This window comes from Pseudomonas sp. FFPRI_1, assembly GCF_055384485.1.
In genome coordinates, this window is the sequence record NZ_AP029168.1 from 5116862 (window position 1) to 5135020 (window position 18159).

15 protein-coding genes are annotated in these 18159 nt (G+C 62.0%); 10 read left to right on the forward strand and 5 right to left on the reverse strand.

The window, feature by feature from the left end; all coding sequences use genetic code 11:
* The first annotated feature begins 244 nt into the window (after window positions 1-244).
* The gene (locus tag ACZ5BO_RS22610) at window positions 245-493 is read left to right on the forward strand and encodes an Arc family DNA-binding protein (protein ID WP_025126660.1); all 249 of its coding nucleotides are present in this window, start codon (window positions 245-247) and stop codon (window positions 491-493) included.
* Between the two features lie 264 nt (window positions 494-757).
* Window positions 758-2938, forward strand: coding sequence for a TonB-dependent siderophore receptor (locus tag ACZ5BO_RS22615; protein WP_464696533.1), 2181 nt, complete (start codon window positions 758-760; stop codon window positions 2936-2938).
* A 298-nt stretch (window positions 2939-3236) separates the two neighbouring features.
* On the opposite strand, the gene ACZ5BO_RS22620 is transcribed toward ACZ5BO_RS22615, so the two are convergent.
* A complete protein-coding gene (locus ACZ5BO_RS22620; protein WP_025126658.1) occupies window positions 3237-3674 on the reverse strand; it encodes an Lrp/AsnC family transcriptional regulator in 438 nt (145 codons plus the stop codon).
* A 137-nt stretch (window positions 3675-3811) separates the two neighbouring features.
* On the opposite strand from ACZ5BO_RS22620, the gene ACZ5BO_RS22625 reads away from it, so the two are divergent.
* From ACZ5BO_RS22625 to ACZ5BO_RS22660, 8 genes are all read left to right on the forward strand, one after another.
* Window positions 3812-6859, forward strand: coding sequence for an aminotransferase class III-fold pyridoxal phosphate-dependent enzyme (locus tag ACZ5BO_RS22625; protein ID WP_464696534.1), 3048 nt, complete (start codon window positions 3812-3814; stop codon window positions 6857-6859).
* Window positions 6860-7117: 258 nt separating this feature from the next.
* Window positions 7118-7906 carry an ABC transporter substrate-binding protein gene (locus ACZ5BO_RS22630; protein WP_464696535.1) on the forward strand — a complete coding sequence of 263 codons (789 nt, stop codon included), beginning with the start codon at window positions 7118-7120 and terminating at the stop codon, window positions 7904-7906.
* Between the two features lie 63 nt (window positions 7907-7969).
* Complete coding sequence (locus ACZ5BO_RS22635) at window positions 7970-8617, forward strand: amino acid ABC transporter permease (protein ID WP_025126655.1); 648 nt, start codon at window positions 7970-7972, stop codon at window positions 8615-8617.
* Window positions 8583-9287 (forward strand): amino acid ABC transporter permease, encoded by a 705-nt coding sequence (locus ACZ5BO_RS22640; RefSeq protein WP_256244250.1) that lies wholly within the window; start codon window positions 8583-8585, stop codon window positions 9285-9287. The genes ACZ5BO_RS22635 and ACZ5BO_RS22640 overlap by 35 nt, the downstream gene beginning before the upstream one ends.
* Window positions 9284-10051, forward strand: coding sequence for an amino acid ABC transporter ATP-binding protein (locus ACZ5BO_RS22645; protein WP_025126653.1), 768 nt, complete (start codon window positions 9284-9286; stop codon window positions 10049-10051). The genes ACZ5BO_RS22640 and ACZ5BO_RS22645 overlap by 4 nt, the downstream gene beginning before the upstream one ends.
* Before the next feature lie 304 nt (window positions 10052-10355).
* Window positions 10356-11780, forward strand: coding sequence for an FAD-binding oxidoreductase (locus ACZ5BO_RS22650; protein WP_464696536.1), 1425 nt, complete (start codon window positions 10356-10358; stop codon window positions 11778-11780).
* Window positions 11781-11805: 25 nt separating this feature from the next.
* Window positions 11806-12753 carry a LysR family transcriptional regulator gene (locus ACZ5BO_RS22655; RefSeq protein WP_464696537.1) on the forward strand — a complete coding sequence of 316 codons (948 nt, stop codon included), beginning with the start codon at window positions 11806-11808 and terminating at the stop codon, window positions 12751-12753.
* A gap of 48 nt (window positions 12754-12801) precedes the next feature.
* Window positions 12802-14121 carry an MFS transporter gene (locus tag ACZ5BO_RS22660; RefSeq protein ID WP_464696538.1) on the forward strand — a complete coding sequence of 440 codons (1320 nt, stop codon included), beginning with the start codon at window positions 12802-12804 and terminating at the stop codon, window positions 14119-14121.
* 57 nt (window positions 14122-14178) lie between these two features.
* On the opposite strand, the gene ACZ5BO_RS22665 is transcribed toward ACZ5BO_RS22660, so the two are convergent.
* From ACZ5BO_RS22665 to ACZ5BO_RS22680, 4 genes are all read right to left on the reverse strand, one after another.
* On the reverse strand, window positions 14179-15204 hold the full coding sequence (locus tag ACZ5BO_RS22665) for a Fic family protein (protein WP_464696539.1): 1026 nt from the start codon (window positions 15202-15204) through the stop codon (window positions 14179-14181).
* A gap of 298 nt (window positions 15205-15502) precedes the next feature.
* On the reverse strand, window positions 15503-15985 hold the full coding sequence (locus ACZ5BO_RS22670; RefSeq protein WP_464696540.1) for a DUF4265 domain-containing protein: 483 nt from the start codon (window positions 15983-15985) through the stop codon (window positions 15503-15505).
* Window positions 15986-16072: 87 nt separating this feature from the next.
* On the reverse strand, window positions 16073-16759 hold the full coding sequence (locus ACZ5BO_RS22675) for a hypothetical protein (RefSeq protein ID WP_464696541.1): 687 nt from the start codon (window positions 16757-16759) through the stop codon (window positions 16073-16075).
* The gene (locus ACZ5BO_RS22680) at window positions 16759-17727 is read right to left on the reverse strand and encodes a hypothetical protein (RefSeq protein WP_464696542.1); all 969 of its coding nucleotides are present in this window, start codon (window positions 17725-17727) and stop codon (window positions 16759-16761) included. The genes ACZ5BO_RS22675 and ACZ5BO_RS22680 overlap by 1 nt, the downstream gene beginning before the upstream one ends.
* Between the last annotated feature and the right edge of the window lie 432 nt (window positions 17728-18159).

Below are 18159 nucleotides of genomic sequence, written 5' to 3' on the forward strand. Positions count from 1 at the left end.
ATAGGTACTTTTGCGCAAACCGTGACTCGGCCAGGGTTTTTTTTCCGTTGAGCGCCGCCGCTGTCTCTCGGCGCCGGGCCCTTGAGGCGTTTTCTCGGCTCGGGCTGGAAGCCGGATTACATCGAGCGAGAAATATGCCGGGTATTTGCGCTCCCGATATGGCTGATTTTCAGAATTTTCCTGCATTAACCGAGGGAGTGACCTCCCTATGATGTCATTTTAGAAATAACGCTAGAGGTCCCGCATGCACTTACCCGCCCAGAAGTTCATTGTTCGTCTTCCGGATGATCTTCACGCACAAGTCAAGAGCATTGCCAAAGTACAGAACCGCAGCATGAACAATGAAATCGTCAACCGCCTGGAAAAGTCCCTGGCCGACGACACGGCTTATGAACTGTCTGAAAAGCTCCTGACGCTGCTGCTGAAGAAAGTCGAGTCACTGGAAAAGCAGATCGAATGCCTGCAACCGGAAAGCCAGGAGACTGGCCAGTAACCAGGCCTTTGCGGCGCCGGCCGGCACTGCACCCGGCCTTTGGCGGCGGCCGCCCCAACTGGCCCTTGAACCACCTTTACCCCTTCACCACAGCTTGTATGATGGCGCCTGTTTCAAGCGCACCCCGACGCCTGCCAGCTGCCATCATGCACCGGCCTGACACCCTCAGGACGTCCCCGTTGCTCGCCGATTCACGCGCAGGTTGCCCACCGCCAGCCGTGCCAGGCCATCGCCTGCGCACAGGGTGGCCCTCAAGGAATGTTCATGAACCGGATTGACCAGACTTCCCGCCTGGAAGCCTGCACCACAGGATTGACCTTCAACCGCCTGACCCTGGGCCTGCTGCTGGCCGGCAGCGCCTCGGTGGCCCAGGCCACGGGCACCGAACTGCCGACCCAGACCGTGACCGGGCAAGCGCACCAGGACTATCAGGCGGAAACTGCATCGGTGGCCGGCTTCGAGGAAGCACCGCTGCTCGACACCCCGGCCTCCATCAGCGTGTTCAATGAAGCCCTGATCAAGGACCAGCAGGCGCGCCTGCTCAGCGAGGTGCTGAGCAATGATGCGTCGGTGGGCCAGAGCTATGCACCGGTGGGCTACTACGAGAATTTCATGGTCCGCGGCTTTGCGCTGAACGCCGCCAACAGCTACCGGATCAATGGCCGCAGCATTGCCGGGGAACAGAACGTCGGCCTGGAAAACAAGCAAAGGGTGGAAGTGCTCAAGGGCCTGTCCGGCCTGGAAAGCGGCATCGGCGAACCCGGCGGGCTGATCAACTACCTGACCAAGCGCCCCACCGATGTGCGCTCGGTCACGGTGTCCACCGACGACCGTGGCAGCGGTTATGTGGCCACCGATGTCGGCGGCTGGTTCGGCAGCGAGCAGCAGTTCGGCCTGCGGGCCAACCTGGCCCATGAAGACCTGCACTCCTACGTGGAGCACACCAATGGCCAGCGGGATTTCGCCTCCCTGGCCTTTGACTGGAACATCAGCCCCGATGCCTTGCTGCAACTGGACCTGGAATACCAGACCAAGGAACAACGCTCGGCGCCGGGTTACCAGTTGCTGGGCGGCAGCGCCCTGCCCCATCACGCCTCGCCGAAAAAACTCCTCGGCCACCAGAGTGGCAGCAAGCCGGTGAGCAGCGAGGCCCTGAATTTCAACGGCAACTTCGAGTACCGCTTCAGTGATGACTGGAAGGGCAATGTCAGTGCATCACGTAGTCGGGTGGTGATTGATGATTACAGCTCGTTTGCATGGGGTTGCTATGGCTGCGGTGTTCCCGGCCCGGAAAACACTTTCGGCCCCGATGGGACCTATGACATCTACGACTTCCGCAGCCCCGACGATACCCGGCGCAATGACGAGGTTCAGGCAGTGCTCAGCGGGCGTTTCGACACCGGTCGCCTCGGCCATGAACTGAGTGTCGGGACCAGTGCATTCCGGCGGGTGGTGGACAAGCGCGAGTCGATCAACGAGTGGATCGGCACCGGCAATATCAACAGCGAACCCGAGAACCACCCGCGCTACGATGGTTCGCTCAAAGACTCCCACCGACGCCTGGACAGTCGCCAGTACGGGCTGTTCTTCAATGATCGGATCCGTTTCAACGAGCAGTGGCAGACCGTGCTTGGCGGGCGCGAAGTGCGTCTCGATGAAGAGAGTTTCGACCAGAATGGCAATAGCGCCCGCCATACCCAGCGCTATGTGTTTTTGCCTCAAGCGGCACTGATCTATAAACCCCTGGCCAACCTGGCGCTGTATACCCGCTATAGCAAGGGCCTGGCCCTGGGTGGTGAGGCGCCGTGGTTCGCCACCAACAAGAGTGAAATTCTCGAACCAAGTACTTCGCGCCAGATCGAGGCCGGCCTCAAGTACGACTGGCAACGCATGAACTTCGCCGCCGCGCTGTTCCAGATGCGCCAGGCCAACCAGTACTCGCGCCCCAATGCCAACGGCACGCTCACCTACATCCAGCAAGGCCAGCAGAAAAACACCGGCCTGGAACTCTCGGCCAACGGCTGGGCCAGCGAGCGCCTGCAGATCGCCGCCAGCGTCGCGGCGATCCGCTCGCGGGTCAGCGGCACCGACACCCCGGCCTACGAAGGCCACCAGGCCCTCAACGTGCCCAAGCTGCGCGCCAGCCTGCAGGGCGACTACGCCCTGCCCTGGCTCGATGGCCTGGCGCTGCTGGGAGGCGTGCAATACAGCGCCAGCAAATACGCCGACCGGGTGGGCAATGTCGAGGCCGGCAGCTACGCGGTGTTCAATATCGGCAGCCGCTACAGCACGCGCATCGATGGCTACGACACAGTGCTGCGCCTGACCGTGGACAACCTGTTCGACAAGCGCTACTGGCGCGACGTGGGCGAATACCTGGGGGACGACTACCTGTTCCAGGGCCCGCCGCTGACCGCACGCTTGAGTGCATCGATCAACTTCTGACCGCCGCTCAGCGCTTCACGCAACCGCGTCATTGGGCCGGTTGCTTGCTCGCGGTCGGCTTGGTGACCGTGGCGCCATCGGGCAAGCCCGGGTGGCGCTGCTGCATGAACGCCTGCAAACACATGGCCTGATCCCTGGCACGCGGAAACCACGCCCCCCCGCCTTGTTGCCTGACCTCAAGGCCCCCACTGCCTTGCTGCCACGAAAACCCGAGCCACTCGCGGTCACTCAGCGGCCTCCCTTCAGCCAGCACTGGCAACCCGGCTCCCCAGGGTTCGGCCCCTTCGGCGCCGGGTGATCAACTCTGCCGATCGATATCGCGCCGCAGCACCACCGCGGTGGTGATGTCTTCGACGGTTTCGTGGCTCGCGACCCGGTCTCTCACCCGATTCAGGTCATCGATGGTCCGCGATTCCACCTCGATGACCAGATCGAGCTGGCCACTGACGGAAGAGACGCGTCGCACCTGGGAGTTCTGCGCCAGCAGGTCCAGCAGGCTGATTGCGGGCGTACGCTTGAGGCTCACCAGCAAGATGGCCCGAATCACATTGGCATCGATCTCGCCGATATCCGCGCGGTAGCCCCGGATCACCCCGCTGCGTTCAAGATTGATCACCCGCTCGCTGGTCGCGCTCCTGGAAAGGCCGATCCTCGCCGCCAAGGTCTTCAGTGCAACTCGCGCCTCTTTCGACAGTATTTCGAGTATTTCGCGATCTTTCGCGTCCAGGTCGCGCATCAGCACCCCTCCATTCTGCTACCGAAATTATGCCGGTCGATTCCGACCATATGCCGGCCAAAGCCGACCCCATACCTACTGTCTTCGAGGATTCCCCATGCCAAGCTAACTGAAATATCGCTCGGAAAATAATAACGATGACAAATCTTTCCCACCCCGCGCCCTCGTTCTCGACAGCAGATGCCGAAAAGCTGGGTGAGCAGCTGTTCAACGTGATCGGCAGCGCCACGCCGCTGGATGGCGAGCGCGACCGCAACTACCGATTGACCACCGGAACCGCGGCCGAGTGGATTCTCAAAGTCGTCAACGCCTCCGAGCCACGGATCGAAAGCGAGTTCCAGGCGGCCATTCTCAGCCACCTGGCGAACCACACTCCCGAGCTGACCGTGCCCTTTCTCAAGAAGAGCCTGGCGGGCGATTTTCTCGCCTCTGCGGTTGCGCCCACTGGCGAAACCCATGCGGTGCGGCTGGTCAGCTGGTTGCCCGGCACGCCGCTGGCAGAGGTCGATCGCAGCGTCGAATTGATGCGCAACCTGGGCCGGTCGTTCGGTGAGATCGACCGGGCGCTGCAGGGCTTCATGCACCCGGGGGCGGTACGGGATCTGGACTGGGACCTGCGTCACGCCGGGCGTTCGCGCTCGCGCTTGCACTTCATCAAGGACCCGGACAGAAGGGCCATTCTGCTGCGCTTCATCGAGGCTTTCGAACTCAACGTACAGCCGCGGCTTTCCCGCCTGCGCGCGCAGATCATTCACAACGACGGCAATGACTGGAACATCCTCGTCGACGCCCAGGACCACCAGCAAGTCTCGGGCATCATCGATTTCGGCGATGCGCTGCACACGATCCTGATTGCCGAAGTCGCCATCACCTGCGCCTACTCCATCCTCGACATGGACGACCCGATTGGCGCCGCTGCCGCCCTGGCGGCCGGCTTCCACGAGCAATACCCGCTGCACCCCGAAGAGCTGGACGTGCTGTTCAACCTCATCGCCATGCGCCTGGTCACCAGCGTGACCTTGTCCGCATCGCGACATGCACAGACCCAGGACAACCCCTACCTGGCCATCAGCGAAGCCCCAGCCTGGCGCCTCCTGGAAAAGATGGACCGCATGAGCCCGCGACTGGCGACGGCGATCCTGCGCAAGGCCTGCGGCTTCGATGCGATCGAAGGCGCGGGGGCGATCCGAAGCTGGGTGGCCGAGCACCGCCAGTCCTTCGCGGACATCGTGCGACCCGGCGCGGCGACTCTGAACAAGATGATCGCGCCGTTCGGCGATGCCACCCATGTGATGACGATCGCCTCGGCCGAGCAGCGCCCAGCGCAAGCGACGGCATGGTGGAAGGCGTTTTCAACGGAACACCACGTAAAGCTCGGCGTCGGCCCCTGGGGCGAGGTCAGGACCATCTACACCGACAGCGCATTCGAATCGCGTTTTATCACCGGGCAGCGGCGGGTCCTGCACGTTGGTATCGACTTGATCATGCCCGCCGCAACGCCGCTGTATACCCCGGTGGCCGGTGTGGTGCGCAGCGTCGAGGTCGAGCACGAGCCCCTGGGCTATGGCGGCCTGATCATGCTTGAGCATGCACCTGAAGGTTGCCCGCCATTCCTGACCCTGTGGGGCCACATGGCTCAGGAAGCGCTGGCGCGCCTCAAGCCTGGCGACCATCTGGAGGCTGGCGCACTGGTCGGCTACATGGGAACCGATCAGGAAAATGGTGGATGGATTCCGCATTTGCATTTGCAGATGTCCACCGACACCGGGTTGCAGGCCAGCGAGTTTATCGGCGTCGGTGAACAGGCCTATCTGCAGGTCTGGGCCGACCTGTTCCCCGACGCCTCCGCCCTCGCGGGCATTCCCCCGGAAACCTACAGCCAGGAGGGGCGCAGCAAGGCAGAGATCGTGGCAAAACGCAAAGAACTGCTGCTGCCGAACCTGTCGATTTCCTATTCGGACCCGATCAAGTTCGTGCGCGGTGACGGGGTGTGGTTGATCGACAATTTTGGCAGGGCCTACCTGGACTGCTTCAACAACGTCTGCCACCTCGGGCACTGCCACCCCGATGTGGTGGAGGCTCTTGCACGCCAGGCCGCGCGCCTGAATACCAACACCCGTTACCTGCACGACCACCTCGTGGAGTACGCCGAGCGGCTCACCGCGACCTTGCCCCAAGGCCTGGCGGTGGCTTCCTTCGGCTGCTCCGGCAGCGAAGCCAACAGCCTCATGCTGCGCATGGCGCGCAATCACACCGGGCGCGACGATGCCATCGTGCTGGATTGGGCCTACCACGGCACCACCCAGGAACTGATCGACCTCAGCCCCTACAAGTACAAGCGCAAGGCCGGCAAAGGCCGCGCCGCGCACGTGTTCGAAGCCAGCGTCCCGGATGCCTACCGAGCCCCTGAAGACTGGCCGTTCGAGGATCTGGGCAAGCGCTACGCCGAAAGCATCGCGCAGCAGATTGATGACATGCGCAAACAGGGCCGATCCCCGGCGTTCTTCTTGGCCGAGTCGATACCCAGCGTCGCCGGGCAACTGTTCTTCCCGGAAAACTACCTGCAAGAAGTCTATGCCCTGGTGCGTGCAGAGGGCGGACTGTGCCTGGCCGACGAGGTCCAGGTCGGCTTTGGTCGCGTCGGCAGCCACTGGTGGGCGTTCGAAACCCAGGGCGTGGTGCCCGATGCGGTGTCCATGGGCAAGCCCATTGGCAATGGCCACCCCCTGTCCGCGGTGGTGACCACCCGGGAGATCGCCGACAGCTTCAACAACGGCATGGAGTACTTCAACACCTTTGCCGGCAGCCCGGTTTCATGCGCTGTTGGCCTGTCGGTACTGGAGGTGATCGAGCGCGACAAGCTGAAGCTCAATGCCCTGACCATAGGCAACTACCTGCTCGAAGGCTTGCGCAAACTGCAGCAGCGATACGATGCAATCGGTGATGTGCGGGGGCTTGGGCTGTTCCTTGGGGTCGAGCTTGTGACCGATCGCCAAACGAAAATCCCGGCCACAGGCCTGGCCAAAAAAGTCGCCGACGGGGCCCGGGAGCGAGGCATTCTGATCGGCACAGAAGGCCCCCATGACAATGTGCTGAAAATGCGTCCGTCGATGATTTTCAGTCAAGCCAACGCGGACTTTTTACTGGAGGTGCTGGACGAGAGCTTCCAGGCCGCCCTGGCATAGATCGCCGCTGACAGGGCAGGCAAGCACAGGCCGGGGAGCGCCTGGTGCCCCGCCGTCGGCGCTGCACAACCGCTCGAAGCCCCGTGCTTTGAGCGGGCACCGAGACCTACCGGACAGAGTGCCGGCCAACTCCGGCAATCTGCCAGGCTGGCTGTCACATTGCCTGGTGCTTTCCCAAAACGCCTGTGCAAGACTTTTCCTGACGGCTGGGTGAATAGCCCAAAAAACCAAATAATAATATGTCTAAGGTGCTATCGAATGTTCACTAAAAAGCTCAAGGGCCTGGTGGTTGCCTGCGCCGTAACCGCCGCGACGTTCCTCTCCTGCACCGCTGTCCACGCCGATGAACTGCAGTCGATCGAGCAATCCAAAGAGATCCGTATTGCCATGAGCGGCCAATACGCGCCCTTCAGCTTCGCCAACGAACAGAACCAGATTGTCGGCTTCGACGCGTCCATCAGCGAAGCCATTGCGCAGCAGATGGGGGTCAAGGTGACGATCATCACCACCCCGTTCGACGGCATCATTGCCGGCCTTCTGGCGAAGAAATACGACGCCATCATCGCCTCTATGTCCATTACCCCGGAGCGCCAGAAGGCCGTGGACTTCGTGGGCCCCTATTACCACGCCGGCCGGACGATCGTGGTGAAGGACAGCTCTGCGATCAAAAACTTTGCTGACCTGAAGGATGTGTCGGTCGGGGTGACGCTCGGCGATATCCACGACAAATGGGCCCGGGCCCGGGGCAACCTGAAGGTCAGAAGCTACAAGGGCCTTCCCGAAATGCTCGTGGACCTGGACGCCGGGCGCCTCGATGCACTGGTGATGGACAGCATTCCGGTGATGGTCGCGGTCAAGGAGACGGGACAGCAGGTCCGCCTCATCAGCACCCCTGAAGACCAGGGAGGCACCGAAGGCCTGGGCATAGCCCTGCGCAAGAACAACCCTGAACTCAAGGCGGCGATGCAGAAGGCATTGGACACCATCCTCGCCGATGGCACCTACGAAAAGATCTCGATGCAGTGGATTGGCCGCGACATCCGCTGATTGATCCCGAGTACGGCTCGACCTGGCGTCGGGCCAAGCCATCTGACTGTTCTAGGTGCCCCTATGGATCTGACACTGATACAGCGCATATTGCCGTTTTTCCTGGAGGCGGCCTGGATTACCCTGCAGATCAGCGTACTGGCACTGCTCCTGGGCTTGCTGGTCTCGATCGTGCTGGTGGCCGGACGCCTGTCCAGCGTCTTCATCTTCAGGGGCCTGGCCAGGCTCTACATCAGCGTGTTTCGCGGCACGCCCTGTTTGGTCCAGCTGTTCATCCTCTACTTCGGCGGCCCACAGATCGGGCTGGAACTGGAACCCTTCGCTGCCGGGGTGATTGGCCTGGGCCTCAACATCGCGGCCTACATGGCGGAATCCATTCGAGGCGCCATCAGCAACGTCGACCCGGGCCAGGAAGAGGCGGCGCGTTCCATCGGCTTCGGCCGCCGGCAAACCCTGTGGTTCATCACCCTGCCACAAGCGGCCAAGTTGATGATCAGACCGCTGGGGGTCAACGCGGTCGCGCTGATCAAGGGTTCGGCCCTGGTCTCGACCATTTCTGTGGTTGAACTCTCCTACACCGCGCAGCGCTTTATCAGTTCAACCTACAAGCCTTTCGAGATCTTCGCGGTATCGGCCCTGCTCTACATGGTGATGGTCTATTCGGTCAGGTTCTTGATTGACTACCTCGATAATCGCTTCGCGGCACGGTGAGCGTATTCCCATGCACAGCCTGGACTTCAATATCGTCGCGCCCTACTACGAACTGCTCATGACCGGTCTCTGGTGGACCCTGGTGATGTTCTTCAGCGCCAGCGTCTTGAGCTTGATCGCCGGAATAGCCTTTACCCTGATCCTGCTCTATGCGCCCAGAATAGTGGCGCTGCCGATCCGCTTCATCACCTGGCTGTTGATGGGAACGCCCCTGCTGCTGCAGCTGTACGTGATTTATTACGGGCTGGTGCAAGTGGGGATAGATATTCCTGCCCTTGGCGCGGGCATCATCGGCCTCAGCCTGCATTTCGCCGTCTACAACGCCGACGTGATTCGCGCCGGCGTGCTGGCGGTAGACCCAGGGCAGATTGAAGGCGCGCGCTCCATCGGCCTCAGCCGTGGCCAGACCCAGCGCTACATCATCGTGCCGCAAGCCCTGCGCAGCACCCTTGCGCCGCTGGGCAACAACCTGATTGTGTTGCTCAAGGACACCTCCCTGGTGTCCATCATTGGGATTGCCGAGTTGGTCTACAGCGCACAACTGGCGGTGAGCGACACCTACAGCCCCTTTGAGTTTTATCTGACTGTTGCGGTTATTTACTATGCAGCCAATCTTCTGCTCGAGGGCGGCCTGCACCTTCTTGAAAAAAAGGTAGAGAGGTCACGATGACCAGCGAAAAGTTCATGGTTGAGGTAAAGGGTGCCCGCAAGGCCTACGGAGCCCTGGAAGTACTCAAGGGCATCGACCTCTCGGTCTCTCGCGGACAAATCATCGCCATCATCGGCCCCAGCGGATCGGGCAAGAGCACGCTCCTGCGCTCGATCAATCACCTGGAAGTGCTCAACGATGGCGAAATCTGGCTGGACGGTGACCAGGTCAATCGCCCCTTGAAAGGCCGCGCGTTCGAACAGCACATCAATGCCGTGCGCCAGCAGATGGGCATGGTGTTCCAGCACTTCAACCTGTTCCCGCATTTGACCGTGCAGGAAAACATCGCCATTGGCCCGATAAAACTCAAGGGGCTGAGCAAAAAGGCCGCCCGTGAACTGGCACTGGAATACCTGCTGAAAGTGGGCCTGGAGCACAAGGCCGACGAATACCCTTCGCGCCTGTCGGGCGGACAGAAACAACGCGTGGCGATTGCCCGGGCGCTGGCGATGCAGCCCAAGGTCATGCTGTTCGACGAGGCCACCTCGGCCCTTGACCCGGAGCTGGTGGAAGAGGTCAACCTGGTGATGAAGCAACTGGCGGCGGAGCACATGACCATGCTGATCGTCACCCACGAAATGCGCTTTGCCGGCGAAGTGGCCGACCGCATTGTGTTTATGGATGGCGGGGTTGTGGTGGAGCAAGGACTGCCCCAGGAGATCCTGCAACAGCCGGTTCAGGAGCGAACCCGATCGTTCCTGAAAAAGCATTTGCACGATAGGTAGCATCCGCGCCCATCTCTTGAGTACCGCCTCCGCAACCAGTGACAGACACAGGCAAGCGGCTCCTTCGCCATGGCCTGCAGGGGGATCCGGGGTGGGCCCTGGCGCCTTACCTGAAGGCTGAAAGCCGCGAGCCAGCGATTACCCGGCATCGCAGCGGGCTGTCCCACGGCGCTATCTGCCCTGGCGATAGCGCCATCTCCAATCTGCACGACCGACCCTCTGCGTATGCAGTTACGATATGGGCAACTCCCCCACCCCGGCCTGACCTTCCGTGCGGTGCGCACAACAAACCGGAGATTGCCCGATGCTGCCCCCTGCCCTCGATACTGCCGACATCCAGCCCTTGCCCGCCGCCCTGGTGGATGAACTGACGGCCCTGCTGGGCCAGCGCTTCAGCACCTCCGCCAGCGTTCGCGAGCACCACGGCCGGGACATCTCCGCCCTCGATCCGCTGCCGCCGCAAGGGGTGGCCTTCGTCAATCACCTCGACGAAATCATCGCCGTGCAGCAGGCCTGCCATCGCCATCGGGTGCCGATCATTCCCTACGGCAGCGGCAGTTCCCTGGAAGGCTGGCTGCACGCGGTCCACGGCGGGGTGTGCATCGATGTGGCGGCGATGAACCAGATTCTGGAGATCCGCGTCGACGACATGGACGTCACCGTGCAACCCGGGGTAACCCGCAAGCAGCTCAACGCCGCGCTGCACGGCACCGGCCTGTTCTTCCCCATCGACCCCGGCGCCGACGCCTCCCTGGGCGGCATGGCCGCGACCCGGGCCTCGGGCACCAATGCCGTGCGCTACGGCACCATGCGCGAAAACGTCCTGGCCCTGACCGCGGTACTGGCCGACGGCCGCGTGCTGCACACCGGCGGCCGGGCGCGCAAATCCTCCTCGGGTTATGACCTCACCCACCTGCTGGTGGGCTCCGGCGGCACCCTGGCCACAGTGGCGGAGCTGACGGTGAAACTGCACCCGATTCCCGAGGCGATTTCCGCCGCGGTGTGCAATTTCCCCAGTGTCGATCAAGCGGTGCAAACGGTGATCCAGGCCATCCAGCTGGGGGTGCCGATTGCCCGTATCGAACTGATCGACGCCCTCACCGTGCGCGCCCTGAACGCCTACAGCAAAACCCAGTTGAACGAAGCGCCATCACTGTTCTTCGAGCTGCACGGCTCGGAGTCCTCGGTCAAGGAACAGGTGGAAACCATCCGCCTGCTGGCCGATGAACACGGCGGCCAGGACTTCGAATGGGCGGTGCACCCGGAAGACCGCAGCCGCCTGTGGCAGGCGCGGCACGATGGCTACTTCGCCGCCGTGGCCCTGCGCCCCGGCTGCCGCGCCCTGACCACCGACGCCGTGGTGCCGATCTCGCGCCTGGCCGAATGCATCGAAGCCACCGCCGCCGACCTGCAACAGCAAGGCTTGCTGGCGCCGATTTTCGGCCATGTCGGCGACGGCAATTTCCACGCGGTGATTCTGGTCAACCCCGACGACCCCGAGGAAGTGCGGCGCGCCGACGGCGTGGCCCAGCGCCTGGCGGAACGGGCCATCGCCCTGCAGGGTTCCTGCACCGGCGAGCACGGCGTCGGCCTGACCAAGCAGGCCTACATGAGCCTGGAGCACGGGCAGAACGCGGTGGACGTGATGGCCGCGATCAAGGCCGCCCTCGACCCGCGACAACTGATGAACCCGGGCAAGATCTTCCCCCGCGGCCCGGCCGTCGACTGAGGCAGCGGCCTGCCAAGGAGCCCCCATGGAAATCCGCCAGCTGAAATACTTCGTCGCCGTGGTCGATGCCGGCAGCCTGTCCCGCGCCGCCCGGGACGTGCACGTGGCGCAATCGGCCCTGAGCAAGCAGATGTCGGCCCTGGAAGCCGACCTCGGCGCGCAACTCTTCCATCGCAGCAACAGTGGCATCCGCGTCAACGACGCCGGCAAGCTGTTCTACGAATACGCCCAGGGCCTGCTCAAGCACCTGCAGGATGCCCGCGCCGCAATCAGCAGCGAACCCGGCGCGCTAAGCGGCTCCATCGTCGTCGCCCTGCCCCAGAGCGTGGCCAGCACCGTGGCCCTGCCGCTGATCCAGGCCGTGGCCCGCACCTACCCCAAGGTCGAGTTGCACCTCAATGAAGAACTCACCGGCAACCTGGTGGACCAACTGGTGCGGGGCCGGGTCGACATTGCCCTGTTCACCCCCATCGGCCTGCCGCCGCAGGTCAGCTTCAGCCCGCTGCTGGAAGAAGACTTCTACCTGATCCACCGCGCCGACGACCGCCACGCGCCGCCAGCGGGCGAGGTAACCCTGGCCGAAGCCGTGGCCCGACCGCTGGTATTTCCCAGCCGCGCCCATAGCCACAGCACCCGGGCCTGCGTCGACCAGGCCCTGGAACGCCTGCACTTGCCACCGGCCCAGGTAGCCATGGAAGTCAACTCGGTGCACATCCTCAAGAGCGCGGTGGAGGCCGGCATCGGCCCCAGCATCATGCCGCTGAACCTGGCCCTGCGCGAAGTCGCCGAAGGCCGGCTGGTGGCCCACGCCATCCAGCCCCGGGAAGTCTTCCGCACCCTGGGCATCTGCGTCTGCGAGGCCCTGCCCGGCAGCAACCTGCGCAGCGCCATTGCCAACCTGATCGCCCAGGTGGTGCGCGACATGAGCCGCTCCGGCGAATGGCCCGCCACCCGCCTACTGCCCGAGGCCTGAACCGCTGTTTCATCCATTGCTTCGACAACAAGAATAAAGAGGCTAGACATGAACCGACCTTCCCCGCCGCCTGCGGCCCTCGACGACGCGGCCCTGCACTCGGCCTACCGCAAGACCGCCTGGCGCATCATCCCGCTGCTGATTTTGTGTTACCTGGTGGCCTACCTGGACCGGGTCAACGTCGGCTTCGCCAAATTGCAGATGCTCGACGACCTGAAGTTCAGCGAAGCGGTGTACGGCCTCGGCGCCGGGATCTTCTTCGTCGGCTACCTGCTGTTCGAGATCCCCAGCAACATCGCCCTGCACCGCTTCGGCGCGCGGCGCTGGATCGCGCGGATCATGGTCACCTGGGGCCTGCTGTCGGCGGCCATGATGTTCATCGAAACGCCCATGACTTTCTACGTCTTGCGGCTGCTGATCGGCATTGCCGAAGCCGGCTTCTTCCCCGGCATCATCTTCTATCTCACCACCTGGTTTCCCAGCCAGCGCCGAGGGGTGATGACCGCCCTGTTCATCATGGCCCTGCCGATTTCCAGCCTGTTCGGCTCACTGATTTCCGGGCTGATCCTGCAACACCTCAACGGCGTGTCCGGCTACGCCGGCTGGCAATGGCTGTTCGTCATCGAAGGCCTGCCCGCTGTGGCCCTCGGCGCCGCGGTATTCTTCCTCCTGCGCGACCGCATCGCCGACGCCCACTGGCTCACCCCGGAAGAACGCCACGGCATGCAAGCCGCCATCGACCGCGAAGCCGCAAACAAACAGAGCCACCGCCTGCGCGACGGGCTGCTCAACCCACAGATCTGGCTGCTGGGCGCGGTGTACTTCTGCCTGGTGCTGGGCCAATACGTCATCAGCTTCTGGCTGCCCACCATCATCCGCAACAGCGGCGTGCAGCAGCCCTGGGCCATCGGCGTACTCACCGCCCTGCCCTACGCCGCCGCAGCTGTGACCATGGTGCTGGTGGGCCGCAGCTCGGACCGCCACGGCGAGTACCGCTGGCACCTGGCAGTCTGCGCCGGAATTGGCGCGCTAGGCGTGGCCTTCGGCACCTTCTTCGGCGACAACCTGGTATTGGCCATGCTCGGCCTGATCATCGGCACCGCCGCCATGATCAGCAGCCTGCCGGTGTTCTGGGGCCTGCCCACCGCCGTAGTGGGCGGCGCCGCAGCCGCGGCAGGCGTGGCATTGATCAACACCCTGGGCAACGTGGCCGGATTCTTCAGCACCATCGTGGTGGGCTGGCTGACCCAGGTGACAGGCAACACCCAGGCCGCAATGTACTTCATGGCCGCCATCCTGCTGATTGGCGGCGGGCTGGGACTGATGGTCAACCACGTGCGCAGGACAGCACGACTACAAACTGCCTGACGCCGCCCCTGACATTCCCACGCTTGGCGTGGGAATTACCGCCCCCAAGACCGCTAGCTATTCACCCGAGCTACCAAATTGGTTTTTATTTGTCAGCCACATCATTCCTTGTGCAGTCGCTCGGTATTTCTGTACCGGGCTGCGGGGCGATTCGGGATGAGTCATTTCAATCAACCCAGCGGCTAATGCCGGGTTCAAATAGTTGTTGCGGAAGGTGGGGCGATGGACCAATCGCAAGTGCTGCATCAACTCCCCGGCTTTAAAAGCAATACCGCCTTCGAGAACCTGAAGCAGTCGTGCTACTTGGTCGCTTACTTGGTCGTTTTCGCTGGCATCAAGCAAGGCCTGGTACAACGCTTGCAACATGAACTCCACAAACGGCGTGGCCTCGCCGTGTTGGTCCGCAGCGCTAAGGGCTGCGTAATAGGCATCCTGCCGCTCGCGTATCACCGTCTCCACCGGCAACCAGGCCAGCACTGGACGCCACAGGCTCAGTATCAGCGTTTGCCACAAACGCCCCATCCGCCCATTGCCATCTGCAAACGGATGAATGAATTCAAACTCGTAATGAAATACACAACTGGCAAGCAGCGGGTGCAGGTCAGTACTGGATAGCCAATTGAGCAGGTCGTCCACCGAGGCAAGCACACGGCTGGCCGGTGGTGCCATATGCACCAGCTTGTGTTCTCGGTAGATGTCGACTCCTGAACGTCGCAACTGTCCGCAATCGTCAATAAGCCCATGCATCAGAACCCCGTGAGCCTCCAACAAATGCGCACGAGAGGCTGGCTGCCAAATGGCCATGGCCTCATAGGCCGCAAAGGCATTGCGCACTTCCTGAATCTCGCGTGGCAGCCCCAACACCCGACGGCCATCCAGCACAGCCGTGACCTGCTCGACACTCAGCGTGTTGTTCTCAATGGCCAGAGAGGCCTGGATGCTGCGAATGCGATTACCCCGACGCAACTGAGGTGTCAGAGTCGACTCCTGCTGGGCCGACAGCCGCCCGACCACCTCACTGATTTGTGCGACCAGAGTGAGCATGGCCGGTGTCAGAGTTAGTGGCGGCTGATAGCGACTCACGGGGCCACCTGCTGCCAGGGGAGTGGCTTGCACTGGCTCAAGAAAAACTCTCCCGCTCCCTGGCAGTAGACAAGCCTGCTGGCGGCCTTTTGATCCGTCATGGACAAACTCCGGCATTCGACACAATGGAATTGCGCAATAAGAATTGAGAACTCGACGGCCAAGCGAAGGCAATGATGGGGGCATGATACCGGGCTGATGTTTTTTCGTCAGAACCTTGGACTATATCCATCAACCGTGCCACGCAAGCAGCAGGCAAACTGTCCCGAACCATAAACACGGTCGTGATGTACTGCCATCAACCTTCCAACCACCAGTTCAACAGCGTCTCGTCTTCATCGTCATCGAGGTTTTTATAGACGTTCGCGTAGTACCACTGGATCCCGGTCTTTTCGCGAAAGCCATCGAAAAACCTATTGATGTTCTCCATCCCGTTTTTTGCCGGGACCGCCAACGCTAGCGTCCCCCCGCACACCCCATCCAGAGTCCCATTCAGCTCACGAATGACGCCGCTTTCCAGTGCCGTAATCACTGCCGGATCAATGTAATCGGCATAGATCTGAATGCAGAAATTCCCGCCCCGCTTCAGCACTTGCGCCGGAGCATCGGGATTGCGGATGGAAACGATATCGCCCCGCGCTAGGTTCTGCGCCAGCCCCGGCGAGGACAGCAACTCATAAATATCCTCATCGATCTGCCGCGCCAGCAGCTCCTCGCGAACGGCGCCATCATCATCGGCCATGTACACCTGAATCAGCACAGGGGATTGCTTGTCATCCATACGATGGCTCCACGGTTTCCAGGTTCAACACCAGACTCATCCAATCCACTAGCCGCCACGTCGCACAAGGGCGCCAATCAACGGGCCTCAAGGCAACGGCGCAAAGCTCCCACCGCCCTCATTCCAGCGAAACCCCGGAAACTTGCAGTCCTTGAAAGCAATCCGCAGTTGCTCCCCTTCACCCTGCAACTGCAAGGTATCCACCCCCTGATTCGGACACCCCGGTGCCGCGATCGCCAGGCTTACCAGCAACTTGCCGGTGGCCTTGTCCATCACCTCCACCGCCGTGATCCTTTGATCATTGCCCTGCATCGGTACCTGAAAATACCAGCGCTTGGTGGACGCACTCTGCAACAGCCGGGTGACCGGCTGCGGCCACGAACGATCCGAATCCACCAGGCCCACCAACCTCAGCGCAATCGGCAAGGTCTTGCCCGTGCGATAACTGGTCCAGGTGCCGCGCACCTGTTCCTGCTGGCGGTAGTTCATCAAGTCATTGAACTGCAGACGCGCCACCGGCAAGCCCTGCTCGTCCAGCTCATCCATGGCCAGCGTCTTGTTGCTGTAACTGAAGGTCGGCTTGAGGCGGATCGGCGTGCGATAGCGCTGATAGGCATAGGTGCCCTGGTACACCGCATTCTGGCTGCCCAGGGTCAAGACAATCGCCTGCTTGCCCAAGGTCCCCTCATACACCCCATGGGACGCCTGCGCCGGCAACAGCCACAACGCCAACACCAGCACCGCCAACCCCCGAGCAACATCAAACCCGCGCATCAGAAACGCTCCTCGCCCGACGACAGAAACTGCAACCGATCAGGGCTGATCACCCGGTAATAATCCCAACGCCGAGTGCGCTGGTCGTAATTGATGAAGTCCTGCTTGCTGAACTCCACCTGGCCACTGGGGGAAAAGCGCAACGTACCGTCCACCGCGAACTGCTCCAACTGCGCATGGCGCAGATACTCCCTGCCTTCACGGTTGTACAGATAATACTGAGTGGGCGAGCACCACAGCCGGCCATCCTCCTCGGCCACGCGATAGCTCTGGGCCTGGAAATCGATCCGCGCCTCATCCTGAAAATGCCCGAAGGTCAGGGTCTTGGTCCCCACCGAAGATAGGCACCACTGGCCACTGATCTCCTGCACTCGCCGGCCGGTAACCCGACTCATCACCCGGATACTGTCCACCCGCGCCACCTCCTCCCCGGCCTTGCGCGCGGCATGCACACTGAAATAGAAATCCCGATCGAACACCGGCTGCAACAACTCCCCCTCAAACGCCTCCCGCTGACTGCCACCAAAGCGCGTCACCCGCTGCAACTGCAACGGCTGCTGCGTGCCCGTGCGCAGATCCACCAGACTGCCCTGCAGCGCCTCCGCGCCCTCGGCGAACGGCTGCAACGACACCGCTGCCGCAGGCAGGGTCGGGTTGTCCATGATGTTGATCAAGAGCGCGGAGCCGGGATGGAAAGGGGTGGATTCCAAGGCCATGGGCAAGCGCTCGGAGTCGGAGAACCAGTAACCGGACATACCGCCGCCGTATTGGGAATCGTAGGTTAGGGCCAGTTCAACCGGGGTGGAGCCGAGGGTGCCGCGGTAGGTGGTGGTGGGGTTGGCTTGGGCGGTTGGGGTGAGTAGCCCAAGGCCGAGCAAGAGTGCTGGGGTCAGGCGGAAAAGGAGGTGTAGCAGGTGACGCTGTTGGCCAGCCCTTGTTTGTGGACTGCTGCCTATGGGCCGGGTCATGCCTGCGCTCCTTGCGATGGGGAAAAGGGGACGCAGGATAGCAAAATCGATTGAAGGTCAGATGGCTTTGCCAAGACCTGGCCCGATTCTGAGATGGTCCAACAGGCTATTGGACAATTGCCGTGGCGCCACAATCTGCTGCTGATCACCAAGCTGAAAGGCCCATACAGCCAGTGTCAGGCACAGCGGATGTGAACTCTCTGGAGAGTTCAGCCAGTCCTTACTCGCAATAGAGACCGTTCCTACAGAAGCGCCATTGTCCCGGACCTGCCGTGTCCCTATAGTTTTCTCGTCCGTTGAATGTTGTCAGCGACAGGGTTTCGCAGCCCAACAGAAAGATTCAAGCAACACAGTCACTGCCAACTCAGGCGAACTTCGCTGGCCTGAGGCTATGGGCTTTTTTATGGAAGTGCTGTGTGACATGTGATCATG